General features: G+C 62.0%; 26 protein-coding genes and 1 riboswitch. Of the genes, 18 read left to right on the forward strand and 8 right to left on the reverse strand.

Annotated features, from left to right (window positions below):
- Positions 1 to 44: 44 nt before the first annotated feature.
- Positions 45 to 908, reverse strand: coding sequence for an isoaspartyl peptidase/L-asparaginase family protein (locus ABI_RS08885; RefSeq protein ID WP_006272592.1), 864 nt, complete (start codon positions 906 to 908; stop codon positions 45 to 47).
- 62 nt (positions 909 to 970) lie between these two features.
- Complete coding sequence (locus ABI_RS08890; RefSeq protein WP_006272593.1) at positions 971 to 2,134, reverse strand: polysaccharide biosynthesis protein; 1,164 nt, start codon at positions 2,132 to 2,134, stop codon at positions 971 to 973.
- A 144-nt stretch (positions 2,135 to 2,278) separates the two neighbouring features.
- On the opposite strand from ABI_RS08890, the gene ABI_RS08895 reads away from it, so the two are divergent.
- The 3 genes from ABI_RS08895 to moaC are packed head-to-tail and all read left to right on the forward strand — an operon-like array spanning position 2,279 to position 3,415.
- Positions 2,279 to 2,500, forward strand: a complete 222-nt coding sequence (locus ABI_RS08895) for a MoaD/ThiS family protein (RefSeq protein ID WP_006272594.1) — start codon at positions 2,279 to 2,281, stop codon at positions 2,498 to 2,500.
- Between the two features lies 1 nt (position 2,501).
- Positions 2,502 to 2,945: a molybdenum cofactor biosynthesis protein MoaE gene (locus tag ABI_RS08900; RefSeq protein ID WP_006272595.1), complete on the forward strand. Its 444-nt coding sequence runs from the start codon at positions 2,502 to 2,504 to the stop codon at positions 2,943 to 2,945.
- Positions 2,942 to 3,415: a cyclic pyranopterin monophosphate synthase MoaC gene (moaC, locus tag ABI_RS08905; RefSeq protein ID WP_006272596.1), complete on the forward strand. Its 474-nt coding sequence runs from the start codon at positions 2,942 to 2,944 to the stop codon at positions 3,413 to 3,415. Before ABI_RS08900 ends, moaC begins: the two co-directional genes overlap by 4 nt.
- Before the next feature lie 341 nt (positions 3,416 to 3,756).
- Here moaC and ABI_RS08910 read toward each other — a convergent pair whose 3' ends face one another.
- Positions 3,757 to 5,610: a TonB-dependent receptor domain-containing protein gene (locus ABI_RS08910; protein WP_006272597.1), complete on the reverse strand. Its 1,854-nt coding sequence runs from the start codon at positions 5,608 to 5,610 to the stop codon at positions 3,757 to 3,759.
- Positions 5,611 to 5,723: 113 nt separating this feature from the next.
- Positions 5,724 to 5,908, reverse strand: a riboswitch (cobalamin riboswitch).
- 138 nt (positions 5,909 to 6,046) lie between these two features.
- Here ABI_RS08910 and pgsA point away from each other — a divergent pair.
- The 6 genes from pgsA (at position 6,047) to ABI_RS08940 (ending at position 11,527) form a co-directional block, all read left to right on the forward strand.
- Positions 6,047 to 6,667 (forward strand): CDP-diacylglycerol--glycerol-3-phosphate 3-phosphatidyltransferase, encoded by a 621-nt coding sequence (pgsA, locus tag ABI_RS08915; RefSeq protein WP_006272598.1) that lies wholly within the window; start codon positions 6,047 to 6,049, stop codon positions 6,665 to 6,667.
- 192 nt (positions 6,668 to 6,859) lie between these two features.
- A complete protein-coding gene (locus ABI_RS08920; protein WP_006272599.1) occupies positions 6,860 to 7,996 on the forward strand; it encodes an ABC transporter permease in 1,137 nt (378 codons plus the stop codon).
- Positions 7,993 to 8,706 carry an ABC transporter ATP-binding protein gene (locus ABI_RS08925; RefSeq protein WP_006272600.1) on the forward strand — a complete coding sequence of 238 codons (714 nt, stop codon included), beginning with the start codon at positions 7,993 to 7,995 and terminating at the stop codon, positions 8,704 to 8,706. Before ABI_RS08920 ends, ABI_RS08925 begins: the two co-directional genes overlap by 4 nt.
- A 42-nt stretch (positions 8,707 to 8,748) precedes the next feature.
- Complete coding sequence (locus tag ABI_RS08930) at positions 8,749 to 9,729, forward strand: HlyD family secretion protein (protein ID WP_040308736.1); 981 nt, start codon at positions 8,749 to 8,751, stop codon at positions 9,727 to 9,729.
- Between the two features lie 123 nt (positions 9,730 to 9,852).
- Positions 9,853 to 10,968, forward strand: a complete 1,116-nt coding sequence (locus ABI_RS08935; protein WP_040308737.1) for an acyltransferase family protein — start codon at positions 9,853 to 9,855, stop codon at positions 10,966 to 10,968.
- Between the two features lie 67 nt (positions 10,969 to 11,035).
- Positions 11,036 to 11,527, forward strand: a complete 492-nt coding sequence (locus ABI_RS08940) for a hypothetical protein (protein WP_006272603.1) — start codon at positions 11,036 to 11,038, stop codon at positions 11,525 to 11,527.
- 27 nt (positions 11,528 to 11,554) lie between these two features.
- Here ABI_RS08940 and nadC read toward each other — a convergent pair whose 3' ends face one another.
- From nadC to nadA, 3 genes are read right to left on the reverse strand one after another with little or no spacing between them, the layout of a single operon-like run.
- Positions 11,555 to 12,403 carry a carboxylating nicotinate-nucleotide diphosphorylase gene (nadC, locus tag ABI_RS08945; protein ID WP_006272604.1) on the reverse strand — a complete coding sequence of 283 codons (849 nt, stop codon included), beginning with the start codon at positions 12,401 to 12,403 and terminating at the stop codon, positions 11,555 to 11,557.
- Entirely contained in the window at positions 12,403 to 13,932 is a 1,530-nt protein-coding gene (locus ABI_RS08950) for an L-aspartate oxidase (protein ID WP_006272605.1), read from the reverse strand. Before ABI_RS08950 ends, nadC begins: the two co-directional genes overlap by 1 nt.
- Before the next feature lie 34 nt (positions 13,933 to 13,966).
- On the reverse strand, positions 13,967 to 15,058 hold the full coding sequence (gene nadA / locus ABI_RS08955) for a quinolinate synthase NadA (RefSeq protein ID WP_006272606.1): 1,092 nt from the start codon (positions 15,056 to 15,058) through the stop codon (positions 13,967 to 13,969).
- A 164-nt stretch (positions 15,059 to 15,222) separates the two neighbouring features.
- Here nadA and ABI_RS08960 point away from each other — a divergent pair, with 164 nt between their 5' ends.
- The 5 genes from ABI_RS08960 (at position 15,223) to ABI_RS08980 (ending at position 18,647) form a co-directional block, all read left to right on the forward strand.
- Complete coding sequence (locus ABI_RS08960) at positions 15,223 to 16,188, forward strand: SRPBCC family protein (RefSeq protein WP_006272607.1); 966 nt, start codon at positions 15,223 to 15,225, stop codon at positions 16,186 to 16,188.
- Positions 16,189 to 16,281: 93 nt separating this feature from the next.
- Positions 16,282 to 16,752, forward strand: coding sequence for a Dps family protein (locus ABI_RS08965; RefSeq protein ID WP_006272608.1), 471 nt, complete (start codon positions 16,282 to 16,284; stop codon positions 16,750 to 16,752).
- Positions 16,753 to 17,001: 249 nt separating this feature from the next.
- Entirely contained in the window at positions 17,002 to 17,691 is a 690-nt protein-coding gene (locus ABI_RS08970) for a DUF2459 domain-containing protein (RefSeq protein WP_006272609.1), read from the forward strand.
- Positions 17,692 to 17,722: 31 nt separating this feature from the next.
- Positions 17,723 to 18,154, forward strand: coding sequence for an alternative ribosome rescue aminoacyl-tRNA hydrolase ArfB (arfB, locus tag ABI_RS08975; protein ID WP_006272610.1), 432 nt, complete (start codon positions 17,723 to 17,725; stop codon positions 18,152 to 18,154).
- Positions 18,144 to 18,647: a GNAT family N-acetyltransferase gene (locus ABI_RS08980; protein WP_040308740.1), complete on the forward strand. Its 504-nt coding sequence runs from the start codon at positions 18,144 to 18,146 to the stop codon at positions 18,645 to 18,647. The genes arfB and ABI_RS08980 overlap by 11 nt, the downstream gene beginning before the upstream one ends.
- Here the strand turns inward: ABI_RS08980 and ABI_RS08985 are convergent.
- A complete protein-coding gene (locus tag ABI_RS08985) occupies positions 18,625 to 19,764 on the reverse strand; it encodes a glycosyltransferase family 4 protein (protein ID WP_006272612.1) in 1,140 nt (379 codons plus the stop codon). The genes ABI_RS08980 and ABI_RS08985 overlap by 23 nt on opposite strands.
- A 103-nt stretch (positions 19,765 to 19,867) precedes the next feature.
- Positions 19,868 to 21,076, reverse strand: coding sequence for a pyridoxal phosphate-dependent aminotransferase (locus ABI_RS08990; RefSeq protein WP_006272613.1), 1,209 nt, complete (start codon positions 21,074 to 21,076; stop codon positions 19,868 to 19,870).
- Positions 21,077 to 21,302: 226 nt separating this feature from the next.
- Between ABI_RS08990 and ABI_RS08995 the strand changes: the two genes are divergently transcribed.
- From ABI_RS08995 to ABI_RS09010, 4 genes are all read left to right on the forward strand, one after another.
- Entirely contained in the window at positions 21,303 to 21,968 is a 666-nt protein-coding gene (locus ABI_RS08995; RefSeq protein WP_006272614.1) for a TVP38/TMEM64 family protein, read from the forward strand.
- 292 nt (positions 21,969 to 22,260) lie between these two features.
- Entirely contained in the window at positions 22,261 to 23,304 is a 1,044-nt protein-coding gene (locus tag ABI_RS09000; RefSeq protein ID WP_006272616.1) for a rod shape-determining protein, read from the forward strand.
- Positions 23,305 to 23,425: 121 nt separating this feature from the next.
- The gene (gene mreC, locus ABI_RS09005) at positions 23,426 to 24,595 is read left to right on the forward strand and encodes a rod shape-determining protein MreC (protein WP_245531316.1); all 1,170 of its coding nucleotides are present in this window, start codon (positions 23,426 to 23,428) and stop codon (positions 24,593 to 24,595) included.
- Complete coding sequence (locus ABI_RS09010; RefSeq protein WP_006272618.1) at positions 24,592 to 25,164, forward strand: hypothetical protein; 573 nt, start codon at positions 24,592 to 24,594, stop codon at positions 25,162 to 25,164. Before mreC ends, ABI_RS09010 begins: the two co-directional genes overlap by 4 nt.
- The last annotated feature ends 3 nt before the right edge of the window (positions 25,165 to 25,167 follow it).

Below are 25,167 nucleotides of genomic sequence, written 5' to 3' on the forward strand. Positions count from 1 at the left end.
CAAGGCTCCTCGCATAAGCTCGGGCGGGCAGTCGCCCTTTGGTATTAGAACGCTTCCGACAAAATGTCTCCCTCGCCACTGAACCAGGCGCGTTTCATGCCCTGGGAGCGGAAGGGAACACTGACGTGACCGGTGGCATTGACGGCAATTAAGCCGCCTTCGCCGCCCATCCCGGCGATCCGGCCCAGAACCGCATCGGCGGCTTCGTCCAGAGGCTCGCCAGCCATGTGACGGAACGCCAGTTGGGCGGCGGCATTTATACGGATGAAATATTCGCCCTGGCCGGTGCAGGAGACGGCGGTTTGCAAATCCGCCCAGGTGCCGGCGCCGATCAGAGGCGTATCGCCGACCCGGCCGGGCAGTTTGCCAAACACGCCGGCGGTCGAGGTCGCTGCCGCCAGTTCGCCATAAGAATCGAGACAGACGCAGCCGACCGTGCCGTGGCTCAAAGTGCCCGGCGGATGGTTGGACTCAAAACGTCCGGCGCGGGTGAACCAGGTCTCGCCGCCGGGCAGGGGTGTCATGCCCTGGTCGGTTGCGAACTGGGCGGCACCGTCGCCGGTCAGCATGACATGGGGTGTCTTTTCCAGAACGGCGCGGGCAACGAGGATCGGATTCTGGAAGTTCTGCAGGGCCGCGACCGCGCCGCAGGCCTGGTCGGCGCCGCGCATCAGGCTGGCGTCCAGCTCGAACTGTCCGGCGGCGTTGGGAGAGGCACCGCGGCCGGCGACATAGAGTCCCGAATCTTCCAGAGCGACAACGGCCTGGGTGACGACATCAAAGGCGCGGCCACCGGCACGAAGGCTTTCACGCGCGATCGTGGCGACTTCGCGCATGTGGGCGATTTCAGTCGAATAGTCGCGGCCGTGGCGGGCGCCGGCGCCGCCATGCAGGGCAAGGGCAATCATGCGTGACTCCGTTTCGTCCGCAACCAGCTATGCGGCAAGCGGGAGGCGGAAGCAAGCGGTCGTCAGACGGCGCGCAGCGATTTGACCAGGTTGAAGACCATCGTCTTGGCCTGTTCGTCGTGGCCTTCCTGGGACAGGCCGTACAGGGTCTGCATGATCTCGTCGCTGACGGCGTCGACTTGGGCCTGATTGACGACCTCATAGATGCCGGGCTGGACCTGCTCGCGGATCTCGTTGTCGTCGACCAGGGCCTCGGTGATTTTTTCGCCCTCGCGCAGGCCGGTAAAGGTGATCTTGATGTCCTTGTCCGGGCGCAGGCCGTACAGCTTGATCATCCGGGTGGCCAGATCCATGATCTTGATCGGCGTGCCCATCTCCAGGATGTACAGGCCCGATTTGTGGTCCGGCGTCTGGGCATTGTACATGGCCGAGGTCAGGACCAGTTGGACCGCCTCGAAAATGGTCATGAAATAGCGTTCGACGTCCTTGTCGGTCAGGGTGATCGGGCCGCCGCGCTCGATCTGCGACTTGAACAGTGGCACGACCGAGCCGGTCGAGCCCAGGACATTGCCGAAACGGACGACGCAGGCCTGGTGGGTATCGGAGATCTGGGTGCGAATCAGGTGTTCGGCCAGGCGCTTGGTGGCGCCCATCAGCGACGACGGCGCCACGGCCTTGTCCGACGAGATCAGGACCAGTTGCTTGACGCCCGCGGCCTTGGCGGCATCGATGACATACTGCGTCCCAAGGACGTTGGTCAGGACCGACTCGCACGGATTGAGCTCGACCATCGGCACGTGTTTCAGCGCAGCGGCATGGAAGATAAAATCAGGCCGGGCCTCGGCGACGACGGCGGCGAAACGTTCCTTGCGCCGGATCGAGCACAGGACCGGCCGGGCCGTTACGTTGGGAAAGTCGCTGCGGATGGCGCGGTCGATCTCATACAACGCCAGTTCCGAGTGGTCGACCAAGGTAACGTGGCCCGCGCCGAGCGACAGGGCCTGTTTGCAGATTTCCGAACCGATCGACCCGCCGGCACCGGTGACCAGGATACGCTTGCCGCTGTAGAAAGCCTTCAGGGCCTCGGTGTCGAGGTAAACCTGCGGCCGATGCAGCAGCACCTTGAACGACGCCGGATCAGACGGGTCGGGCAGGGGGAGGGGGTTGGATTTCTTGCCGAAAAGCCGGGCCAGGAATCGCAAAAGCCGGTAATTGGAGAGACTCATGGAAATCCGGTGGGCAGGCTTGGCTTGATTGGCGGTTATTGAACCGGTTATGGATCGTTTATCAAGCGCTTATACTGGGTCGGGTGTAGAATTTTGCGGATGATTGACGCAAGGTTCGGGTGTTGTTGTGTTGGGATCGATTTCATGGCGAAGGTTGAGGTTCTGTTTTTTGGCCGAATGGCCGATGTTGCGGGTGCCCGGCGCAAGACGTGTGACGCCGTCAGGCTGTTGACCCTGCGCGAAAGTTTCTTCGGCGCCGATGTCGCTGCCGTGCGGATGAGCGTCAACCAGGTCCAGGTCTTTGCTGACCAGGCTCTGAACGACGGCGACGAGGTGGCGTTTTTCTCGGTATTTTCTGGAGGATAGGATGGGGATACTGCTTTTGGAACAGCCGCTCAATGCCGCGGCCGCCCATGCCGAGTTCCTGGTCGAACATGGCCATCACGGTGCTGTGGCAGCCTTTACTGGCGTTGTGCGCTCCGAGTCGGGCGGGGTCGATTATCTCTATCTCGATTGGTACCCCGGCATGACAGAGGCGTCGATCCGCGCCATTGCCGACGCGGCCAAGGCGCGGTTCGACATTCGGGAGGTGGCCGTGCTGCACCGTTGCGGCCGGGTCGAGGCCGGCGAGCCGGTAGTGTTCGTGGCGGCCGCCTCCGAGCACCGGCGGGCGGCTTTCGAGGCGGTGGACTATATGATGGATCGGCTGAAGTCCGAGGCGGCTCTATGGAAGCGTGAGGTCGGCGATGGCGTCGATCGCTGGGTCGAGCCGCGCGGTGAGGATGCCGTCAGTTTGAAGAGGTGGTCATGAGCGACCTGTCGCATATCGATGCCGCCGGGCGGGCGCGCATGGTCGATGTTTCGGATAAGCCGGTCACGGCACGCACGGCACGGGCTGTGGGTCGGCTGGTGTGTGCGGCGGCAACATTGGACTTGGTCCGTGAAGGCAGGACCCCCAAAGGCGCGGTGGCGTCGACGGCGGAACTGGCCGGGGTGATGGCGGCCAAGAAGACGTCGGACCTGATTCCGCTATGTCATCCGCTGGCTTTGAACAAGGTTAAGGTCGAAATTGTGGAAGATTCGGGTTTGCCGGGTTTTGCCATCTCGGCGGAGGTCAAGACGACGGGGCAGACCGGCGTCGAGATGGAGGCTCTGACCGCGGTCAGTGTCGCCGCGTTGACGCTGTATGACATGCTGAAGGCGGTTGACAAGACGATGCGGATTGAAGGCGTCGAAGTCGTCACCAAGATCGGCGGCAAGGCGGATTTCGGAATTGCCTGAAGCCTGAACCACGAATGGACACGAATAAACACGAACAAATTGAGCGCCAATGGCGCTCATGCCTCGGCTTTTTTCCTGTCGCGGGACTGAACCTCAAACCATTCGTGTTTATTCGTGTCCATACGTGGTTTCAAAAGAACGGAATTGGCCGCTTGGAGATATGTTCCAATCTACCCAAAATTCGAGGTTCATTCGCGGTTCCAAACAAAAAAGACCGCGGAGAGTTGGAGTCTCCGCGGTCCATATCGGGAATGAGCTATCAGGCAATGGCTTAAAAGAACATCTGCACTCTTGCCCCATCGCCTGTCCGGCACAACCCCCTGTTCGCGGGGGTTGCCAGCTTAAAAGACGCGTGCGTTGACGCCAAGCCACACCCGGCGGCCCGGCTGACCGTAGAAACTGGCAGTTTCATAGCGGCTATCGCCGGCATTTTCGATCCGGCCATATAGACGCAGCCGATCATTCACAGTGTAAGACGCGCGCAGGTCAACGAGGTCGTAAGCCTTCAGAAGACGCGTGTTGGCAGCGTTGTCGAAGCTGTCGCCGACGTGGCGCAGGCCAACGCCCAACGACAGGCGCTCGGTGGCGCGGTAGTCGATATCCACTCCGCCGGACTGTTCCGGGGCATGGGCCAGGGCCTTGCCGGGCAAATTGGCCGACTCATTGCGCGTGTTCAGGAAGCTGTAATCACCGCGGATCGTCCAGGCGCCGATGCCATAGGCCCCGGTCAGTTCGACGCCGCTGGCCCTGGAGCGGTCGATACTGCCGTAGCAGCCGTAAACTTGAGTCGGCGTACAATTGTCGTACTGGAAGGCAATCAGGTCGCGCACCGTCCGGGTGAAGACGGTGATGCCGATGCGGCCGTTGGCAGTGATATAGTCGGCGCCGGCATCGATCGTGACGCCATTCTCCGGCACCAGGCCTGCGTGGCCGTAGTCACTATAGAGCTGGTACAGGCTGGGGGCCTTGATCCCTGTGCCGGCACTGGCGTGCAGGCGGAACGGACCGACCGGGGCGGCAACGGAAGCCTGAACGATATCGAGCGCGCCGAAGCTGGAGCTGTCGTCGTGGCGGGCACTGACGGCGATGGTGGCCGGACCGACGTTCTGGGTGATTTGGCCGTAGACGCTTGAGGTCGTCACTGAAACGCTCAGCGGAGTCGGGTTGGGATCCCACGAGGCCGGGCTGGCAATGCGCATGGTGTCGCGCTCATAGGCGACGCCGCCCAGCAGACGGGTGGCGTCGCTGAGGCGATAGAGCAGATGATAGTCGGCCGACTGAATGCCGCCGCGGGCGATGAATTGCGAGCCGTCGTTGAAATAGTCGTGGCGGTTGGCTTGGCTTTCGCTGAGCGACAGGACCTGCTCGCCCTTGGCGAAGCGGTGCTCCAGCGCAACGGCGCTCAGGCGCGTGGCGGTGCGGCCGAATTCGTCGGTATCGGCAAAGGCATAGAGCGGCGCCGGATAGCCGTCATAGTCGTTGCGGCTGCGGCTGTAGGTGGAGAAGGCGCGCACGGTGACGTTGTCGGTCACAGCCAGGCTGCCCTTGGCCGCCAGGTTGGTTTGGGTGAAGGCATCGGCTTCACTGCCGCCGGCAAAGGTCGAGATGCCGTCATCGGTGACGGCGTTGCCGAACAGCCGCCAGGTGAGGCGGCCGGTCTTGCCGCCCACGGCGGCGCGGACGGAACCGTAGTCGTCATAACCTTCGACCGCGACCGTGGCTTCGAGCGGCGCCTGGCTCTCGCGGCTGGTTATGCTGATCACGCCGCCCAGGGCGCCGGAGCCCCACAGGGTCGACAACGGGCCGCGCAGGACTTCGATACGGGCGGCGTCATCGGTGGCGACCAGGCCCAGATTGGTGCCGCCGCCGACCTGGGACGGATCGTTCAGGCGGATCCCGTCCAGCAGGTAGAGGGTGTGGTCGGCGCCGGCGCCGCGAATCGAGGCGCTGGCCGCCGAACCTGGGCCGCCGTTGCGGGTCAGGGTCAGGCTGGGGGTGTGGGTCATGAGGTCGGCGAGATAGACCGACTGATAGGTTTCGATATCCTTGTCGTCGAGGACCGCGACGGCCTGGCCGACCTTGGAGACGGGCAGGGGCTGGCGGGTGACCGTGATGATGACCTCGGTGGTGACAGCGTGGGTCGCGGACGCCAGGGCCGCGAGGGCGGTGGAGAGGAGGAGGGTGCGCTTGATCATGTAAGCGGTCTTTCAGTCAGAAACGAAAGCCGTCGTGCGCAAACACGGCGGCTGACAAACACATCGTCTCTCAAGGGGATTCCCGAGCTCGTCCCGCTGGTCCCGGCGGTAACAAAGGACGACAGCCGCGGGCAGGTCTCCTGACTCGCGCCTCAAACGTCGTCCGCGCCTTCCCGGGTGTGACCGGTGGCGATGCGGAACAACTCGGCGCTTACAGTTGCGGGCACAGTCCAGGATTCTCACCCGGTTCCCTATTCTCTCCCGCCATAACGGGAGCACCTTCGGCACGCCGCCGCCATAGAGGCAAACAACGGCCTGGGTCAAGCGGTACAAAGCAAATCGCGGCTATCGTGCGACTGCGGCAACAAAATGCACTGGTATTGCGGCGGGAACGTGCTATCCCGCGTGCGGCCCAAACTGAAGCAAGGCGTGTAAGATGACAGGCGAGCAGGTCAATCCCATCCCCAATATCCTGACCATGATCCGGCTGGTTGCCGGCGTCGTGATGTTCTGTCTTCTGGCGGCGTCCGCGGGCGGCATACCCTTCCTGGCTGTGAATTCCATGGCGCTGGAACCGTTCCAGCGCTGGGGCTTCTACGTCTTCGTCATCGCCGCCCTGACCGACCTGTTCGACGGTATTCTGGCGCGCAAGCTGAATGCCGAAAGCCAGTGGGGGGCCATTCTCGACCCGATCGCCGACAAGATCCTGGTTTGCGGCACCATCCTGGGCCTGTTCACCATCAATACCGGTGATCCCTATTTCGCCCTTCCAGCCGCCTTCATCCTGTTCCGTGAGTTTGCCGTCAGCGCTTTGCGCGAAACGGCCGCGGGCAAGGGCGTCAAGGTACCGGTGACCTTTCTTGGCAAGGCCAAGACGACGATTCAGCTCGTGGCCCTGGGGGCCATGCTCCTGGCCCAGAGCTGGCCCGCCTTCAACCTGCCGCTGGACTGGACCGATGAGGCCTATGTTCTGTCCTATGCCCTGTTGCTGATTGCCATGGTGGTGACCCTGTGGTCCGGCCTGGCCTATTTCATCGCGGCTAAGAAAGACCTGTAGCCGCGGTAATTTTCAAAATTCACAGTGCTTTATGAAAACCCGCAGTGCCACATTGCGGGTTTTGCCTTTCATGGCTATGGCACGGCGGCCACATTGCCAATTCGTAACGCAAGTTACGATGATTTAATTAGACCTTTGCAAGAAACTCGTAAAAGGTGCCTCGGCACATGCCGTGCAACTTAATGTGATCAAATGTCCCTAGCCCTATCGACACTTCTTTACGAATGGCGCCGCTATTTCGCCGCTGTCATCGCTCTGGCGGTCGCCGGATTGCTGGTCCTGGCCATGACCGGCATGTTCATGGGCATGGCCAAGTCCTTTACTGCCACGGTCGACAAGTCGCCGGCGCACCTGCTGGTGCTGCCGCCGCAGGCCGAAGGCATCTTTGGCGATTCGGGTCAGCCGCGCCGCATGATCCCCATGGTGTATCAACACCCGGAAGTGATCGAGGTGCAGCCGATGCAGATCAACTGGGCTATGTGGTCCAACTTCCCCAAGGACGGTCAACCGCCCAAGGGGGATGGCGTTCGCGTGGTCGTGGTCGACCCGATCAAGGGCGCCGTGACCCTGCCCAGCGATTTTTCGGATCAGATTATCGAGGCGCTGCAGGAACCCTATGCTGTGGTGGTTGATCGCTCCAGCCTTGGCAAGCTGGGGGTTCAGGTGGGCGACAAGGCCAAGATGAACGGCCGTACCGTGACGGTTGCGGGCGTTGTCGATGGTTACCCCAACATGTTCAATACCCAGGTCTTCTCCTCATTCCAGACGGCCAAGCTGCTCTACGTCGCCGATGACGGTCCTCGGGTCGGGCCGTTGCTCGTCAAGCTGCGCGATCCTTCGCGCGCCAAGGAAGTGGCGGCGGAACTCGACGCTATCGGCGCCGGTCAATTCCGGGCCTGGACGCGCGACGAACTGTCGAAAAGCTCCCAGACGGGAATCATGAAGGAGGGCGGAATCGCCATCATGGTCGGCTTCATGGCCTTGGTTGGCGTCTTTATCGGCATCGTCATCACCTGGCAGACCCTGCAAGGTGCCATCATGGCCAATATCAAGGAGTTCGCCTCCCTGCGCGCCTTGGGCGTGTCGATGGGGTCGCTGCGTCTGATCATCATGGAACTCAGTTTCTGGGTCGGTGTCGCCGGTCTGATGCTGACCGTGGTCCTGGTTGCCGGTGTTGCCTTCCTGGCCAAGTGGGGCGGGGTGCCCATGGACTTCCCCCTTTTCATCGATATTCCGGTTGCCATCATGCTCATGGTCATCGCCATCCTGTCGGGCATGTTCTCGCTCGGCGTCCTGAAAAAAAGCCAGCCTGCGGATTTGTTGCGATGAGCGGAAAACTAGCACTGGACGCCAAGGGGCTGTCAAAAAGCTACAAGATCGGCAAGCTGAAACAGTCGGTTCTGAAGTCCGTCGATTTCAATGCCTTTCACGGTCAAGTGACCATGGTCATGGGACCTTCGGGTTCCGGTAAATCGACCCTGATCGCCGCCCTGTCGGGGCTGATGAAGCCCGACGAAGGCGAAGTCATGGCGCTGGGGGAAAACCTGTGGAAGAAGAATCGCGGCAAGGTCGACAAGTTCCGGCTGGATCACTGCGGCTTTATCTTCCAGGGCTTCAACCTGTTCCCGGCGCTGAACGCCACCGAACAGGTCGAGCAGGTGCTTAAGTATTGCAAAGTGCCCAAGGCCGAGGCGCAACGCCGTGCCAAGGCGGTTCTGGAGTCGGTTGGCCTGGGCCATCGTCTGAAGCAGTATCCTTCGGAACTGTCCGGGGGGGAGAAGCAACGCGTGGCCATCGCCCGGGCCCTGTCCAAGCAGCCGCAGCTTCTGTTTGCCGACGAACCGACCTCGGCGCTCGATTCGGTTTCCGGCCAGGTGTGCATCAAGCTGTTGCACCAGGCTGCCAAGGAACGCGGCGCGGCGGTGATCGTCGTGACCCACGATCCGCGACTGGAAGCCTATGCCGATCGCGTCATTCACATGGAAGACGGCAAGATTCTCAGCGACACCATGGTCGCCGAACCGCCCTATCTTGCCTGAGATAAACGTTCCTTGTTTAAGATTTTGAACCAGAGAAAACAGATGTCCCGCAAATTTCTCCGCTCCTCAGCCCTGGCCCTGGCCCTGATCGCCGCCGGCACGCTTGCGGCCTGTAACCCGCAGCCCCGCGGCGGTGCCAAGGGGGATCCCAAGGCCGCCGTCAAGGCGCCTCCCAGTCCTTACGCCGCCCTGGCGGCCGGCAAGGTCGACGTCGAAGGCGGGGTCATCGAAATCGCCGCCCGGCGTGCCGGCATTGTCGAGGAGGTCTATGTCCAGGAAGGTGACATGGTCACCAAGGGACAGATCCTGGCCAAGCAGGAAGACCGCGACTCCATCCTGGCGGTCAACAGTTCGCGGGCGGCTGTCACCCAGGCGGAAAGCCAGTTGGCCCTGACCCAGGTCACCATCACCACCGCCCAGCGCGAATACGACCGCCTGGCCAAGTTGGCGCCCAGCAACTTCGTCGCTCAGCAAAAGCTGGACCAGGCGCGCGACGCCATCGCCACCGCCCAGGCCACCCTGGGCACGCAACAGGCCGCTGTCGCCACCGCCCGGGCGCAACTGGCCCAGTCCCAGTACAATCTGGAACTGACCACGGTGCGCGCGCCGATGGACGGCAAGATCATCCGCCGGTACGCTCAGCCGGGCGTCGGCGCTTCGACCCTGAACGTTTCGAACATGTTCGACCTGGAACCGTCCATTCCGCATATCGTCCGCTCGGAAATCGTCGAAAGCGCCATTCCGCTGGTGGCGGTCGGTCAGGAGGTCGAAATCATCCCCGAAGCCGACCCGACCAAGCTGTATGTCGGCAAGGTTCTGCGTATTGCGGCAACGTTCGGCGCCCGCAAGCTCAAATCGGATGGCGGCAACGAAGCCAGCGATGAACGAGTCGTCGAAGTCGTGGTGTCGGCGGACGGTACGCCGTTCTTGATCGGCCAGCGCGTTCTGGTCAAGTTCATGAAGTCGGGCGAAAAGGCAGGGATCAAGCGCGACGCGCCGGCACCTGCGGCGCCGCCGAAGTAGGTCAAGCCGTCTGCGAGCACCGCCTCAGCCAACCGCCTCCGGCCAGCCGGAGGCGGTTTTTTGTTGGGCTGTTACTGCAATTTAACGCCGCTGCGGTATGCAGGGAGGGTGAAACCTATTTCCATGACCCTGCCGTTCGCCTCCACCGTCACGCCCGCCGATATCCCGGCGCGGCGCGGGGGCGCCAGCCTGGACGTCCTGCGCTTCCTGGCGGCGGCCTTTATTCTGCTGTTCCACTTTGGCCCATCGGCGCCGGTCAATCTGCGCCTCGTCAGCCCGATCTTCGAACAGGGCTGGCTGGCGACGGATTTTTTCTTGATGCTGTCGGGATTTGTGCTGTCGCGGGCCTATGGCGACCGACTGACACAATCTCAGATGCGTCCGACTCACTTCTTCCTGAAGCGGTTTGCCCGGCTGTGGCCGTCGCATCTCGTGGTGCTGCTGACCTTTGCTGCCTTTGTCGTGGCCGCGACTTTGCTGGGCTTTGCACCGAAACACGGCGATCATTACGGACTGAACGCGTTGTTCGCCCAGGCCTTCATGGTCCATGGCTGGGGGATTATCGGGACGCCAACCTGGAATATTCCGACCTGGACCCTGTCAGCCCTCCTGGTCTGTTACGGCCTGTTCGCGGTCTATGCCCGCTGGATCCACAATCGGCCGGTGGTCGTGTTGGCGGGGGTGGCCATTACGGTCCTGGTGATCGGTCATGTCCTGGCCGAGACCCTGGCGAAGCACGCCTTCGCCGATCTGCCGCTGGCCTGGGGGCTGTTGCGGGCCATTCCCTTGTTTATCCTTGGCAATCTGATCGAACGCGCTACGGCCCGATTGCGGCTGGGCCAGGCTGCGTTCTGGCCGTTGCTGACGTTCGCCCTGACCGCTGCCACAGGCCTCGCCCTGTTGCCGCGTCATTTATTGCTGGATACAGTCATCCTGCTACTTCTGGGGACGGTCCTGGCTGTGTCCGGAGCAGCGACGTTCCGCGAAACTGCCGTGACGCAACGCGTCGGGCGGGCGTCATTCGCCCTGTTCCTGACCCATTCCCTGGTCGGCGCCGTGTGGTTCAGCCTGACGCCGAAAGTGGTCGCCGCGCTGGGGCTGGGCCAGCCGGCGCAGTGGGCGCTGTGGGCGACGGCCTTGCTGGCGGCGATGATCACGGCCTTCCTGTTCGATGCCGTTATCGACAAGCCGCTTAGCACCTGGGTGTCAAAACTCAGCTTTGTGCGCGGTGGGGTTTAGGCACGTATGGCGGATGCGAAAAAATCCTGATAAGCCTTGTGTGAACACTTTGGCGAGGGGAAAGTACGTGTTTCGAACAACTATTGCCCTGATTATTCTGACCTTATCCGGCAGTTTGATGGCCTCGGCGTCGGTTGCCGCCACTGAGATCTATGTCACACAAAGTTCTGCCGGCCGATGGTGTGCATATCGCGACAATGCCGCCTTCCGCCATAATGCTGACGACGCGCCCCTCATGGCGGTGATCAGCTTGGACGCGGGGGAGTTGCGACCAGTCGTTGTCAATATCCAGCGTGGACCCGAATCGTCGTTCAAGGATCGATACAGTTTCACCAGCAGCGATGCGTACAAGGTGAAGCGCACTCTCTCGATCATTGGGGAAACGGATACTGACTATGTCTATGAATTTTCTGGCGACACACTTGTGAAAAGTCCAGTGCCGAATCGGGAATCTCCCAATATGCTGAAACCTGACCCGTATCCGCTGAGTTATTTTGAAGGGCTGGAAGATTTCCTGATTCAGGTACTCGCCGGTTCTGACGCGACAGGTTGCCAGTAAGACGGCGCCCGGCAGGGCGCCGTAGTCTCAAACCGCGTCGAGGCCGATATCGAAGTTCGGCGCCGAATGGGTGAGGGCGCCGACCGAGATCACGTCAACCCCGGCTTCGGCGATGGCGCGGACCGTATCGAGATTGACCCCGCCCGAGGCTTCCAGAATGGTCTTGCCGGCCGCCAGCTTCACCGCCTCGGCGTACATGTCGATCGAGAAGTTATCGAGCAGCAATACGTCAGGCGCATAGGGGAGGGCCTGTTTCAGTTGGGCGATCGAGTCGACTTCGATCTCGATCTTCATGGTGTGGCCGACGCCGGCCTTGGCGCGTTCCATCGCCTGGGCGACGCCGCCACAGATGGCGATGTGGTTGTCCTTTATCAGGATGGCGTCGTCCAGGCCATAACGGTGGTTATGGCCGCCGCCGCACTTGACGGCGTGCTTCTGCAGGGCGCGCAAAAGCGGCAGGGTCTTGCGGGTACAGGCGATCTTGGTTTTAAGCCCATCGACCGTCGCGACATATTTCGAGGTCAGAGTGGCGACGCCTGACAGGTGACACAGAAGGTTGAGCGCCACGCGCTCGGCGGCCAGGATGGCGCGGGCCTTGCCTTCAACCCGGGCGATCACCGCGCCAGGGGCGACCTGGCTGCCGTCGGGAAGCAGGATTTCGAAACGGGCCTGCGGGTCCATGAACGACATGGCCAGGCGGGCGCAGTCGATACCGGCGGAGATGCCTTCCTCACGCGCCTTGAACTCGGCCTTGAAGCGGGCATTGGGGGCGATGACCGCCTGGGCGGTGACATCGCCGGCCAGGCCCAGATCCTCCCGCAAAGCGTCCTTGATTACGGGTTCGACGAGCAGATCGGGCAGACCGGTCAGGTACATCAGGCAAGTTCCCCTTGTGGAGCGCGGACGTCAGTCCAGCGCGTAAATGTGCGCTTGGCCGTAGCCGAGGTGTGCGGATAATCGCTGCGGTAATGAGAACCGCGACTCTCGGTCCGTTGCAAGGCCGAAACCGCAATCAGGCGTGCACTGATCAGAGGTAATGCACCGGGATAGCGCGTTTCCAGCGCTTCGATCAGGCTTATCAGTTCGCCGAGGCCTCTGGCGTCGCGGACCAGGCCGGCATGCAGGCTCATGGCTTCGCGCAGGCGCTGGAGGTCGGCGGCGCCCACCAGGGGCGGCACGGCCGGTATGATGGCGTCCTTCGGATCCGGCGTGCGCAGTTCGGTAATCGCGGTTTCGCCCACGCGCTCGCCAAAGGCCGCGGCTTCCAGCAGAGAGTTGGAAGCCAGGCGGTTTGCGCCATGGACTCCCGTCGAGGCGCATTCGCCGGCAGCGTAAAGGCCTTTGAGGGAGGTGTGGCCGGAGATGTCGGTGGCGATACCGCCCATATGATAGTGGGCCGCCGGGGCGACGGGCAGGGGCATGGTGCGCGGGTCGACGCCTTGCGCCATGCACGAGGCGAAGACGGTCGGGAACTCCGCCGGGAAGTGATCTCCGATGGCCTGACGGCAATCGAGAAAGGCACCTCGGCCGGACGCGTTCGCCTTGTGCACGGCGCGGGCGACGATATCGCGCGGGGCCAGTTCGCCGTCGGGGTGGTCTTCGAAGGCAAAGCGGACGCCATCCTTGTCGACGAGCGTGGCGCCTTCGCCGCGTAAGGCTTCGGTGGCCAAAGGCGCCGGGTCGAGGCCAAACTTCAGCCCCGTCGGGTGGAACTGGACGAATTCCGGATCGGCGATAACGGCGCCGGCCAGGGCGGCCATGGCCATGCCTTCGCCGCGCAGATTGGCCGGGTTGGTCGTTACGGCGAACAGCCCGCCCGATCCGCCACTGGCCATGATCACGGCCTGAGCAAACACATGGACGCGCCGTTCGCCGTGCTGCACCACGGCGCCGATCACATCTCCCTCGTGCGATGTGATCAGTCCGAGGGCAAAAGCCGGTTCCCAGATCTCGATATGCGTGGCGCCCTGGGCGGCATTGACCACCGCCTCCAATATCGCCTTGCCGGCCAGGTCGCCGCCGACGCGGGCAACGCGGGCCAGGCCGTGGGCGGCCTCGCGGTTGAGGACGAAGTCGCCATTGGCCGCGTGGTCGAAAGGCGCGCCCATATCGTTGAGCTTGCGCACCGTTTCTGGCCCCATATCGGTCAGGGTCCTGGCGGCCAGTTCGTCGACAATGCCGGCGCCGGCGGCGATGGTGTCCTTAGCATGGGCTTCAGGGGAATCTTCATCCGACAGTGCCGCGGCGATACCGCCCTGGGCCCAGGCAGAGGAACAGGCAACGCCCAGCGCCACAGGGGCCAGGACAAGGGTCTTGTAAGGAGCGGTGTTGAGCGCGACCGAAAGACCGGCCAGACCGGCGCCGATGACCAGGGGACCGTTGTGGATATAGGTTTCAGCGGCCATGATAGGCCTCCTTCCAGCTTCGCGAGGCGAAGGATTAAGAAATCATCTCGACATCGACATGGTGTCTGGCCTTGACCATGTCGTAGCGGGCGGGCTTGGCCAAAGGCGGCATGTCGATCATGCGCTGCACAGCCTGGGCGGCGCGCGGGATCAGCTCAGGATCGACCGTGACCTCATATTGGTGCTTGACCAGGCTGTCATAGATGCCCTGCAGAGTGATCCGCTTCATGTGCGGACACAGGTTGCAAGGTCGCAGGAACTCGACGCCTGGCGCGTCGGCGGTGACATTGTCGGCCATCGAGCATTCGGTGATCAGCACCACCTGCTTTGGCTGGTTCTTCGTCACATAGTCGGCCATGGCCGTGGTCGAACCGGTGAAATCCGAAGCGGCGATAACATCGGGCGGGCATTCCGGGTGGGCCAGGACGACGGCGCCGGGATGGGCGGCGCGGACATCGGCGATGTCGCTGGCGTTGAAGCGCTCATGCACCTCGCAGGCACCGGCCCAGGCGATGATCTTGATATCGGTCTGGCGGGCGACATTCTTGGCCAGGAACTGGTCAGGGATCAGGATGACGCGGTCGGTTCCCCATTGCTTGGCCGCCCATTCGACGACCTGGACGGCATTGGCCGAGGTGCAGCAGATGTCGGTCTCGGCCTTCACGTCGGCTGTGGTGTTGACATAGGTGACGACCGGTACGCCGGGATAACGTTGCTTGATCAGGCGGACATCGGCGCCGGTAATCCCAGAGGCCAGCGAGCAGCCGGCACGCAGATCGGGGATCAGAACCGTCTTTTCCGGCGCCAGGATCTTGGAGGTTTCGGCCATGAAGTGGACGCCGCCCTGGATGATGATGGCGGCTTCCGATTTGGCCGCTTCGCGCGCCAGACCCAAGCTGTCGCCGACATAGTCACCGACCCCGTGGAAAATCTCAGGCGTCATGTAATTATGGGCCAGGACGACCGCGTTCTTTTCTTTTTTCAACCGGTTGATGGCGGCGATCAAAGGCGCATGGAGCTGCCATTCCAGTTCGGAGACCTTGCCGGCCAGACGTGCGCGGATGGCCGCGGTTTCGGCTTCAACCTGAGGGGTGAACTCTAAGGGAAATGCAGTGTCCGGCATCATCTCGATCCTTTTCGACCCTTATGCTCATTTTCAGCATAAGGTGCTTTTAAAATAGCCACATCGGTGCAGGATGCAATATGGACCTCTCACAAACATGATCACGAATTATGACAATTGACGGCATTACATTTAGTCATTAAGCTAAATGACGAATGGAGGGGACCATGACTGAGGACAAGCCGGCCGGCCGTATATACTTTAGAAAGGCCTTGTTGTGGGCTATCCTGGCGGGACTGGGCATCTTCCTTCCCTACTACGCGATCCTGTTCCTGAAGGATCGCACTTTCAACCCGTTCTCGGGCGAAACGCCGTCGTGGCTGTATAACGGCAGTATCCTGCTTTTGCTGCCCCTGGCGCAGGGCTTTGCCGCTGCGCTGGGCCTGGGGCGTGACAAGGTGAGGGGCGGCGAGGGCTTCGGCCTGATCTTCTGTGTGCTGATCGTCGACTGCCTGATTGCCGTTTTGCCACTGCGCGAAGGGGTGATCTGCCTGATCATGGCCTCGCCCCTTCTGCTGGGGCTTATCGCCTTCGGCTATGTCGTCGGCCGCATCGTGGCGCGGAGGGGCAAAAGCCGATCGGCTTCGGTCAGCCTGGCGCCTCTGGCCCTGGTTCTGGTGATTGGAGAAACCCTTGGTCCTGTCCCTGATGTCGCGCGCGAGGTCTCGAGCAGCGTGATGATTGACGCGCCTGCGGACGTGGTCTGGCGCTACGTCGTCAGCTATCCCGAGATCACCGAGACGCCCGACTACTGGGTGTGGCAGATGGGCCTGCCGTCGCCGACACACTCGGTCGCCGAAGCTCCCGCCGTGGGTGCTCGCCGGCAGTGCCGCTTTACCGGCGGCCATGCCTTTGACGAGCGGATCACTGTTCTCGAGCCCAACCGGCGCCTGGTTTTCGCCGTCACCGGCCAGATGCAGCATCCGGAAATCTTCGGCCACCTGACCTTTGACGAGGGCGAGGTCGTGCTGACGCCGCTAAGCGATGGCCGCACCAAGTTGACCATGACCGGCCGCTATCGGTTGAATGTTCGTCCGGCGGCCTATTTCGCCGGCTGGGCCGAGGACGTGACGCGGCAGATCCATCGCCGGACCATGGCGCAGATGAAGCAACTGGCCGAAGCCGACACGTAAAAAAACGTCCGGGTCTTTAAAAAGGTTCTGGCCTGTATTGAATCCTTACGATGCGGGCCATATCTCGTTACCATCATTCTGAGGAGATTTTTCATGGCCGATGCTGCTGTTTCCACTGAAGTCGATCACGACAAGACCGTGGGCAAGGAACTGTCGAAGGTCCTCGCCGACAGCTATAACCTTTACCTGAAGACCCACGGCTATCACTGGAATGTCCGCGGTTTGACCTTCCGTTCGCTGCACCTGCTGTTCATGGATCAGTATACGGAACAGTGGACGGCGCTGGACGAGATTGCCGAGCGCATCCTCGCCCTGGGCCAGACCGCGCCGATGACCGGTACGGCCTTTGCCGGACTGACCTCGGTTCCGGAAGGCGATCCGAAAAAGACTGCCGAGGATATGGTCCGCGATCTGGCGGATGGCCACAAGCAGGTGATCGCGACGTTGAAGTCGCTGGTCGCCGCCGCTGAAAAGGCTGGAGACGGTCCGTCTCAGGACCTGGCCAATACGCGTTTGGCAGCCCATGAGAAGCATTTGTGGATGCTGAACGCCACGCTCGGCTGATCGGGTTTTGACAGTTGGATTTTGAGAAGCCTCCGGTTGGTTCCGGGGGCTTCTTTTTTGTGTTGCCGACCACCTCCGGAAAACCAGTAGAATCAAACGAGACGCGGTAGGGACGATCGGTAACGATCGTCCCTACCGCGTCTCGTTGAATTCTACCGGCCAAACCGAGAAATTCCTGATCAGCTCGATCGCCTCCCATGGACAAACTGATTTGAACGTAGTTCAATGCTCGTTCGGGAGGGATCTCACATGAAACTGGTGTGGCCGCGAAAAGGCTGGATATGGAAAGGGCCGCTGGCCGTTCTCGTCCTGCTGTTCGCCATGACGGTCGTTACTGCGCGTCATGGCAACCAGGCGCTCTATCCAGCGGCCAATGACACCGTCACTGTCTATATCCTGAACAACGGCTTCCATACCGACATCGTCTTGCCGGCCAAAGAGGTCTGGGCCCGTGGCGGTGTTCTGGCCAAGGCCGGGCAGGCGGCGGGTGATAAATCCTGGCTTATCTACGGCTGGGGGGATGCCGGCTTTTACAGCGCCTCAGGTACATCCATCGAACGCGCCTTCGACGGTATGCGCGCGCTGTTTGCGCCCAACAATCCGTCGGTCATCCGGGTGTGGGGAATTGATAGTGACCCCGGCCAGGCTTGGAAGGCGCCCGATGTCGTGGCGATCCGCATGTCACGCGCCGGTTTCAACGCCATGGCTGACAGTATGGATGCCTCTTTCGTTACCAAAGATGGCGCGCCGGTGACGGACAAGGTCACCACCCCCGGAAATCCGTTCTTCACCAGCCATCAACATTTCTCGATCATCCGGTTGTGCAACAACTGGACGGGGGATCAATTGCATGCGGCCGGTCTGCCGACTACGCCGATGATTGACGGGTTGGCGCCGCTTCTGGCGCTCGACCTGTCTCTGCGCGCCAAGGTCCGCTAGACATCCGCCACGGTCTCGGTCAAAAGGCGGCATGGTCTTCATCACGCCCAAAATTTCGGTTCCGGACGACGAACTGCACGAAAGCTTCGTGCGGGCGTCGGGGGCTGGCGGGCAGAATGTCAACAAGGTATCGACGGCCGTCGAACTGCGCTTCTCGATCGTCAACAACTGGACCATCCCCTATGACGTCAAGGAGCGCCTGACCAAACTCGGCGGACGCAGGGTCACCAACGACGGCGAGTTGGTATTATTCGTCCAGGTCCATCGCACCCAGGAGATGAACCGCAAGGCAGCGCTGGAGCGTTTCGTCGAACTGGTCAGTAAGGCTGCAGAACCGCCGCCGCCGCCGCGCATCCGCACCAAGCCGACCCGTGGCTCCGTGCAACGTCGCCTTGTCGGCAAGTCCATCCGCGCAGGTATCAAAGCCGGTCGTGCCAAGCCGGGAGACGATGATGACACCTGATATTCGCCGTTCGACTGCGGACGACCTGGAGGCGGTCATGGTCCTGTATCGGGCTGCCGCGGCCTCGGGCGGGTTGTCGCGCAAGCCCGACGAAATTACGCACGCCTATGTCGCTGGCTTTCTCCATCAAGCGGTTGAGGCCGGTATCAGCCTGATGGCCGTGCGCGACGGACAGGTCCTTGGCGAGATTCACGGTTGGCCGATGCCGCAATCGCAGTTCGCCCATGTCTTCGGCGACATCACCATCGCCGTCCGCCCGGAGGCGCAAGGGCAGGGCGTTGGTCGGGCTCTGTTTCAAGGCCTGATCGCAGATATCACCACAATGCTACCCCAGATCCGACGCATCGAACTGGGCTGCCGCGAAAGCAATGCACGCGCCATAGCGCTGTACGAAAGCCTGGGATTTGTTGTCGAAGGCCGACTGAAGCAGCGGGTCTTTGACGAAGGTGGTTTTTACGAGGACGACTTGGCTATGGCGCTTCTGGTGCGGTGATGCGCACCGGCGACGGCGTGGAAATTGGATCAGACTGCAGCAGTTCACGGCGGACACGGCCCCACATCAGGCTGTAGAGCAGGATCACCGCCGCCAGGCAGACGAAGCGGATATCGGTTTGATACACAAGGTCAATGGCGCGGGCCACCAGACCGACGCCGCTGCTGATCGCGCACAGGGCCCAGATCCGCACCGAAAGCCGGATATGGCTGGAGTCGCGGCGTTGCAGCCACAACTGATACAGATGTTCTTTATGCGGCCGCATGACGTCCTTGCCCTGGCGCAGACGGGTAATCAGGGTCAGGACGACGTCGACGATCAGCGGCGCCAACAGGAAGCCGCCGAACCACACCGAACCGACACCATAGGCCTTCACGACGAGGCTGGTCCCCGTGATCAAGGCTCCGCCAAACAGAGCGCCGGCATCGCCCTGGAAGGCCTTGCCGGCCAGGTTGAACGGCAGAAATCCCAGATTTGCTCCGGCGGCGCAGGCGCAAATCAGAAGAATGACGCCGAGGTCACTGCCCAGGGGCACGACCGGTGCCAGCAGCATGATCAGGCCCGCCAACACCAGGAGCGCCAGGGTCTGGGTGCCCGAAGCCAGGCCGTTCGCGCCGTCCATGAAGTTGATGGTGTTGATGCCCAGGACCAGCCACAGTGCGCAGCCCAGAGTGCTTGTGAACGGATCCAGCCGCACCACCAGGCCGGGACCGAAGGTCAGGGTGTCGACATGGAATAGCCAGGCGAACAGCAAGCACAGCCCAACCTGGAAGCCCAGGCGAAGGGTTGGCGGCATGTCGATCAGGTCGTCCAGGGCGCCGGACAAACCCATCAGGCTGGCAAAACCGAACAACAGGGCGCCGTCGCGCCATTGGCCGGGAATGGCGTCGCCGGCGAACCACAGGATGATAGCGCAGACCACGCCGCAGGCCGCCATGATGGCCAGGCCGCCGCTGGTTGGGGTAGGGACGGTATGGGCGCCGCGTTCCCGCGGCCGGTCGACCGGTCCGCCCTTGAGCACCAGCAAGCTCAAAAGGGCGGCTGCAATGGCAGAACCGGCCAGTCCGAGGAGGACCAGGGCAGACGGAATCAGCCAGGAATGCGACGACAGGTTCATATCGTGGAAGTCTTGCCCGGTTTTGTCCCGCGGGACAAGAGCCGGCGCTCCGCAGTCAAGCGAAAAGCGCCGGTGCGTGTCCAAATCGCCGCCCGGTAAGGAATTACTTCAGCGAGGCGCAGAAGCGCTGGATGCGCGAGCAGGCCTCGGTCAGCACGATCTCCGACGTGGCATAGGAAATGCGGAAGAACGGCGACAAACCGAAGGCGGCGCCATGGACGACGGCGACCTCTTCCTGTTGCAGCAACTCGCCGGCAAACTCCTCGTCCGAGGTGATGATCTTACCCGAAGGGGCCTGTTTGCCGATGCAGCCGGCGACCGATGGATAGACGTAGAAGGCGCCTTCCGGCGTCGGGCAGTGGATGCCCTTGGCGCCATTCAGCATGGCCACAACCAGGTCGCGGCGCTTCTGGAAGATGGCCGAACGTTGCGGGATGAAGTCCTGCGGCCCGTTCAGCGCTTCGACGGCGGCCCACTGGGCGATCGAGCACGGGTTGGAGGTCGACTGCGAGATGATCTTGGACATGGCCTTGATCAGGGGCTCCGGGCCCGCGCAGTAGCCGATGCGCCAACCGGTCATCGAATAGGCCTTCGACACGCCGTTCATCGTCAGGGTGCGCTCGTACAGCTCCGGCACGACCTGAGCGATCGTGGCATAGGTCATGCCATCGAACAGAATGTGCTCGTACATGTCGTCGGTCAGGATCCAGACGTGCGGATGGCGCTTCAGAACTTCGCCCAGGCCGCGCAGTTCATCGGCGGTATAGACGGCGCCCGACGGGTTGGACGGCGAGTTGAGGATCAGCCACTTGGTCTTGGGCGTAATGGCCGCTTCCAGGGTCTCGGGCTTCAGCTTAAAGCCGGTTTCCATCTCGCCGATGGCGAAGACGGGGGTGCCGCCGGCCAGCAGCACCATGTCGGGATAGCTGACCCAGTAGGGCGCCGGGACGATGACTTCGTCGCCGGGGTTCAGAGATGCCATCATGGCGTTGTAGATGACCGGCTTGCCACCGGGCGACACCGACACCTGGGTCGTCTTGTACTCCAGGCCGTTTTCGCGCTTGAACTTGTCGACGATGGCCGATTTCAGCTCGGGGATGCCGTCAACGTCGGTATAACGGGTCTCGCCGCGCTTGATCGCCTTGATGGCGGCATCGCAGATATTTTCCGGGGTGTCGAAGTCGGGCTCGCCGGCCGACAGGCTGATGACCTTCTTGCCCTGACGTGTCAGTTCGCGCGCCTTGGCCGAGACGGCCAGGGTGGGCGACGGCTTTACGCGCTTGAGGGTATCGGATTCGGAAAACACGGCCATGACGGGTCCTCTGGGGTCGGCTGCGGAGGCGGAAAAATGCAGGCCTTTCTTTACCCGGTGGCGCTCGTTTGTCCATGGTTCATCGTGCATCTGTGTCAATTTCTCTTGCTTGGATGTAAGACTTGTCGGAAGTGTAGTTTCTAGGCCATAAGCGTGTGCGATGCACAATAAACTACACCAGACATGGGAAAAGGTTTCCGGATTTTTTCTCAACCTTGATGCCAAAATGGTACGCGCCATATGGGTCAGCCTGTTGCTGCTGGCCCTGGTGGCGGGTGTCATTGTGATCGGCCGTTCGCCGTGGGGCCAGGAGATGATGGCCGGCCTGGAACACTGGATGGCCCAGTATGCCCGCTCTCCGCTGGCCATTCTCATCGTCACCGTCGTCTTTTGTCTGTCCGGCCTGGTTGGGGCGCCGCAGTTTGTGCTGATCGCCGCCAGCGTGGTCGCCTTCGGGCCGGTTTGGGGCGGGTTCTACAGTTGGTTCGCCACCCAGATCGCGGCGGCCATGCAGTTCTATATCGGCCGCTTCGCCGGTTCCGGCCTGTTACAGAAACTGGGCGGCGATCGGCTGAATAAGCTGTCGACCTATGTCGGCAAGAATGCCTTTTCCGCCTCCTTCATTGTGCGCAACATTCCGACCGCACCACCGATCGTGGTCAATATGGCGTTCGGTGCGTCGCACGCGTCCTTCTGGGGTTTCATCGCCGGCTGCGCTCTGGGCAGCCTGCCGAAAATTGTCCTGGTTGCGCTGATGGGGGGCTCGCTGACAGCATTTACCGGTCAGGGACACTGGAAACTGGCACTGTCGATGGCGGCGCTTGCGGCCGTCTGGCTGGCCCTTATGCTGCTGGCGCGGACCATGTATCTGCGGGCCAAGAACAAGGGCTGAATCGGGCGGGTACAGGGGGATGACAATTTGTGTGATCGTTTGTTATCTCAGCCCGGTTTCATAAGGGAAAACAAGCTGTTAACCATTTCCCCCGTGGGTTGAATACAACTTTTTTTTTGCAAGCCTGACAACCCTCTTGAAATTGGGGTCCATTAAGGGCAAGTGAAGCCATTCCGGCAGCTTCGACCCGTTGATTCAAGGTGAAAACCTTGGGAAGGCGGGAGGTGTATCCGGAATATCCCAGGCATCGAATACTGACGCGGCATAATCGCGTCCCAAGGCAGTTTCCTCCATGTTCAAATCCTTCTTCGGCGGATTTTCCAATGACATCGCCATCGATCTCGGTACGGCCAATACCCTGATCTATATGAAGGGCAGGGGCATCGTCCTGAACGAACCGTCCGTCGTTGCGCTGCGCAATATCGGCGGGCGCAAGGTGGTCCACGCTGTCGGCATCGAGGCCAAGCAGATGCTGGGCCGTACGCCGGGCCACATGGAGGCCATCCGGCCGATGAAGGACGGCGTCATCGCCGACTTCGAAGTCGCCGAAGAGATGATCAAGCACTTCATCCGCAAGGTTCACAACCGCCAAGGTTTCGTGAACCCCAAGGTGATCGTGTGCGTGCCCTCGGGCGCCACCGCGGTCGAACGCCGCGCCATCAACGATAGCTGCCTCAATGCCTCGGCGCGCCGGGTCGGCCTGCTGGACGAGCCCATGGCTGCGGCCATCGGCGCCGGCCTGCCGATCCATGAGCCGACCGGTTCCATGGTCGTCGACATCGGTGGCGGTACCACCGAAGTGGCCGTTCTGTCGCTGTCGGGTATCGTCTATTCCAAGTCGGTGCGCGTCGGCGGCGACAAGATGGACGAAGCCATCACCAACTTCATGCGCCGTAACCACAATCTTCTGATCGGCGAAACGACCGCCGAGCGCATCAAGAAGGACATCGGCACCGCCCGCGTCCCGCACGATGGCGAAGGCATGGCGATCGACGTCAAGGGGCGCGACCTGATGCAGGGCGTGCCGCGCGAGGTCCGCATGTCGGAACGTCAGGCGGCGGAAGCTCTGGCCGAGCCGGTCGCGCAGATCATTGACGCCGTAAAGGTGGCGCTGGAAGCGACCCCGCCCGAACTGGCGGCCGATATTGCCGACAAGGGCATCATGCTGACCGGAGGTGGCGCCCTTCTGCGCGGGCTCGACATCGAGATTCGCGACCAGACCGGTCTGCCCGTGTCGGTCGCCGAAGATCCCCTTAGCTGCGTTGCTATCGGCTGCGGCAGGGTGCTGGAACATCCGCGGTGGATGAAAGGCATTCTCGACGCCACCATGTCATAGAATCGCACTATTCCTTGATTACAGAGGCGGCGGGCCTGACTAACATATAGTTCTCCGGCATTAGGGGATGAGTAGCGTGTCGTACGGAGACAACAAGCATTTCGAACATTTGAAGCTGCCCATGACCTGGGCCGTGATGGGTGTTGTCGGTCTGGTTTGCATCGTTGCAGCCCTGATGTTGCTCGGTGACCGCAGCGAGCAGGTCGAGGCGGACGCCTATGCCCGCCGCCAGGGCTTCGACAGTGCGGCCGGGCCGGTGAACAACGTCCTGTCCTGGCCGGTGCATAAGGTCGGTGACGGTACCAACTGGCTGGATGACTATCTCTTTGCTGTCAGCGAGAACCGTATCCTGCGCAAGAAGGTCGCCGAACTGTCGCAGTACGAAAACATGTACAAGCAGGAACGCGACCTCAATTCCCGCTACGAAAAGCTGCTCAACCTGCGCACCGAGCCGGAGCTGCAAATGGTTGCAGCGCGATCGGTGTCGGTATCGCGCGGTCCCTTCGCCAATAACCGCCTGATCGATGCCGGTTCGAAGAAGGGAATCACCTTCGGTAATCCGGTGATCACGGACCAGGGTCTGGTCGGCCGCATCGTCGGCGTGTCGTCCGACGTTTCGCGCGTGTTGATGGTGACCGACGTCACCTCGCACGTTCCGGTCATGGTCATGCGTTCCGACGCTCGCGCCATGATGAATGGCGACGGCAATACCGGCTATACCAAGCTCGACTTTGTTCGCGGCAAGGACAGTGTGCGCGAAGGCGACCAGGTCCTGACCTCGGGTGACGGCGGCATCTTCCCGCGTGGCCTGCCCGTCGGTGAGGCGGTCAAGGGCGTCGACGGCGTGTGGCGCGTGCGGCTCTATTCCAACCGGGCGCCGATCGACTTCGTCAAGGTCGTCAAGTTCCAAGACTTCTCGCAACTGCCCGACGCATCGACCCTGTTGCGCAGCCCGCCGGTCAGCGACATTCTGCCGCCGCCCGCCATGCCCAAGGTCGACCCGCAATCTCAAATTTCGCCCCAGACTTCGGCCCAGATTTCGGCCTCGGCGGTCGCCACCTCGGCATCCGCCAGCAGCAGCGCGGCACCGGCTTCCGTGACACAGCCTGCGAGCCGCGCGCCGTCTTCGTCCGCGTCCTCTCGGGCGTCTTCCGCCGCGCCGCGTCCGCGCCCGGCGGCACCGGCTTCGGCGTCAGCCTCAAGTTCGTCGGCGCCTGCGCTCAGGCCGTTCACGCCGGAAGCGACTCCGGCGGCGGCTTCGTCCTCAACACCGGCGGGGACGCAACCATGAAACCCCTGATGAAGCGCGGCCTGTTCGAACGCAGCCCGCTGAACCGGGGGATGCGCGGCGGCATGGCCGCCAAGATCGTCGGCCCGTGGGACTGGATCATCGCTCCCGCCCTTCTCAGCGTGGCGGCGACCATCGTCCTGGCGACGGCCTTCCAGCCGTTCGGCTGGTATTTGCCTGAACCCGTGACGCCGTTTCTGCTGGCCTTTGCCTGGCCGCTGATCCGACCGTCCTATATCGCGCCCTTTGTCCTGGGGGCGCTTGGGATGTTCCTGGACTTCTTCTGGGGGGCGCCGCTCGGCTTCTGGACGCTGAGCCTGATGCTGGTCTATGCCGTCCTGGTGTTTGCCCGTACCTATCTGATCGGTCAGGAATGGATTATCGTGTTCGGCGTCTTCGTCCTGACCGAGATCGTCTTCTTCAGCATCTGTACCGTCTTCATGACCCTGGATACGGGCAGTGTGCCGCGGATTTTCGGTGTCATCGAACAAGCCATTGCCACCGGCGTCTGTTTCCCGGCGGTGTGGTACCTCATGGAGAAATATCTCCATGCCGATGTCCGGTTCCAGTAGGAG

The sequence above is a fragment of the Asticcacaulis biprosthecium C19 genome, from assembly GCF_000204015.1.
Taxonomy (GTDB): domain Bacteria; phylum Pseudomonadota; class Alphaproteobacteria; order Caulobacterales; family Caulobacteraceae; genus Asticcacaulis; species Asticcacaulis biprosthecius.

Bases quoted from the DNA above. Each gene is read 5' to 3' on its own strand.
- ABI_RS08885 (WP_006272592.1), bottom strand. From the start codon at position 908: ATGATTGCCCTTGCCCTGCATGGCGGCGCCGGCGCCCGCCACGGCCGC.
- ABI_RS08890 (WP_006272593.1), bottom strand. From the start codon at position 2,134: ATGAGTCTCTCCAATTACCGGCTTTTGCGATTCCTGGCCCGGCTTTTC.
- ABI_RS08895 (WP_006272594.1), top strand. From the start codon at position 2,279: ATGGCGAAGGTTGAGGTTCTGTTTTTTGGCCGAATGGCCGATGTTGCG.
- ABI_RS08900 (WP_006272595.1), top strand. From the start codon at position 2,502: ATGGGGATACTGCTTTTGGAACAGCCGCTCAATGCCGCGGCCGCCCAT.
- moaC (WP_006272596.1), top strand. From the start codon at position 2,942: ATGAGCGACCTGTCGCATATCGATGCCGCCGGGCGGGCGCGCATGGTC.
- ABI_RS08910 (WP_006272597.1), bottom strand. From the start codon at position 5,610: ATGATCAAGCGCACCCTCCTCCTCTCCACCGCCCTCGCGGCCCTGGCG.
- pgsA (WP_006272598.1), top strand. From the start codon at position 6,047: ATGACAGGCGAGCAGGTCAATCCCATCCCCAATATCCTGACCATGATC.
- ABI_RS08920 (WP_006272599.1), top strand. From the start codon at position 6,860: ATGTCCCTAGCCCTATCGACACTTCTTTACGAATGGCGCCGCTATTTC.
- ABI_RS08925 (WP_006272600.1), top strand. From the start codon at position 7,993: ATGAGCGGAAAACTAGCACTGGACGCCAAGGGGCTGTCAAAAAGCTAC.
- ABI_RS08930 (WP_040308736.1), top strand. From the start codon at position 8,749: ATGTCCCGCAAATTTCTCCGCTCCTCAGCCCTGGCCCTGGCCCTGATC.
- ABI_RS08935 (WP_040308737.1), top strand. From the start codon at position 9,853: ATGACCCTGCCGTTCGCCTCCACCGTCACGCCCGCCGATATCCCGGCG.
- nadC (WP_006272604.1), bottom strand. From the start codon at position 12,403: ATGTACCTGACCGGTCTGCCCGATCTGCTCGTCGAACCCGTAATCAAG.
- ABI_RS08950 (WP_006272605.1), bottom strand. From the start codon at position 13,932: ATGGCCGCTGAAACCTATATCCACAACGGTCCCCTGGTCATCGGCGCC.
- nadA (WP_006272606.1), bottom strand. From the start codon at position 15,058: ATGATGCCGGACACTGCATTTCCCTTAGAGTTCACCCCTCAGGTTGAA.
- ABI_RS08960 (WP_006272607.1), top strand. From the start codon at position 15,223: ATGACTGAGGACAAGCCGGCCGGCCGTATATACTTTAGAAAGGCCTTG.
- ABI_RS08965 (WP_006272608.1), top strand. From the start codon at position 16,282: ATGGCCGATGCTGCTGTTTCCACTGAAGTCGATCACGACAAGACCGTG.
- ABI_RS08970 (WP_006272609.1), top strand. From the start codon at position 17,002: ATGAAACTGGTGTGGCCGCGAAAAGGCTGGATATGGAAAGGGCCGCTG.
- arfB (WP_006272610.1), top strand. From the start codon at position 17,723: ATGGTCTTCATCACGCCCAAAATTTCGGTTCCGGACGACGAACTGCAC.
- ABI_RS08980 (WP_040308740.1), top strand. From the start codon at position 18,144: ATGACACCTGATATTCGCCGTTCGACTGCGGACGACCTGGAGGCGGTC.
- ABI_RS08985 (WP_006272612.1), bottom strand. From the start codon at position 19,764: ATGAACCTGTCGTCGCATTCCTGGCTGATTCCGTCTGCCCTGGTCCTC.
- ABI_RS08990 (WP_006272613.1), bottom strand. From the start codon at position 21,076: ATGGCCGTGTTTTCCGAATCCGATACCCTCAAGCGCGTAAAGCCGTCG.
- ABI_RS08995 (WP_006272614.1), top strand. From the start codon at position 21,303: ATGGTACGCGCCATATGGGTCAGCCTGTTGCTGCTGGCCCTGGTGGCG.
- ABI_RS09000 (WP_006272616.1), top strand. From the start codon at position 22,261: ATGTTCAAATCCTTCTTCGGCGGATTTTCCAATGACATCGCCATCGAT.
- mreC (WP_245531316.1), top strand. From the start codon at position 23,426: ATGACCTGGGCCGTGATGGGTGTTGTCGGTCTGGTTTGCATCGTTGCA.
- ABI_RS09010 (WP_006272618.1), top strand. From the start codon at position 24,592: ATGAAACCCCTGATGAAGCGCGGCCTGTTCGAACGCAGCCCGCTGAAC.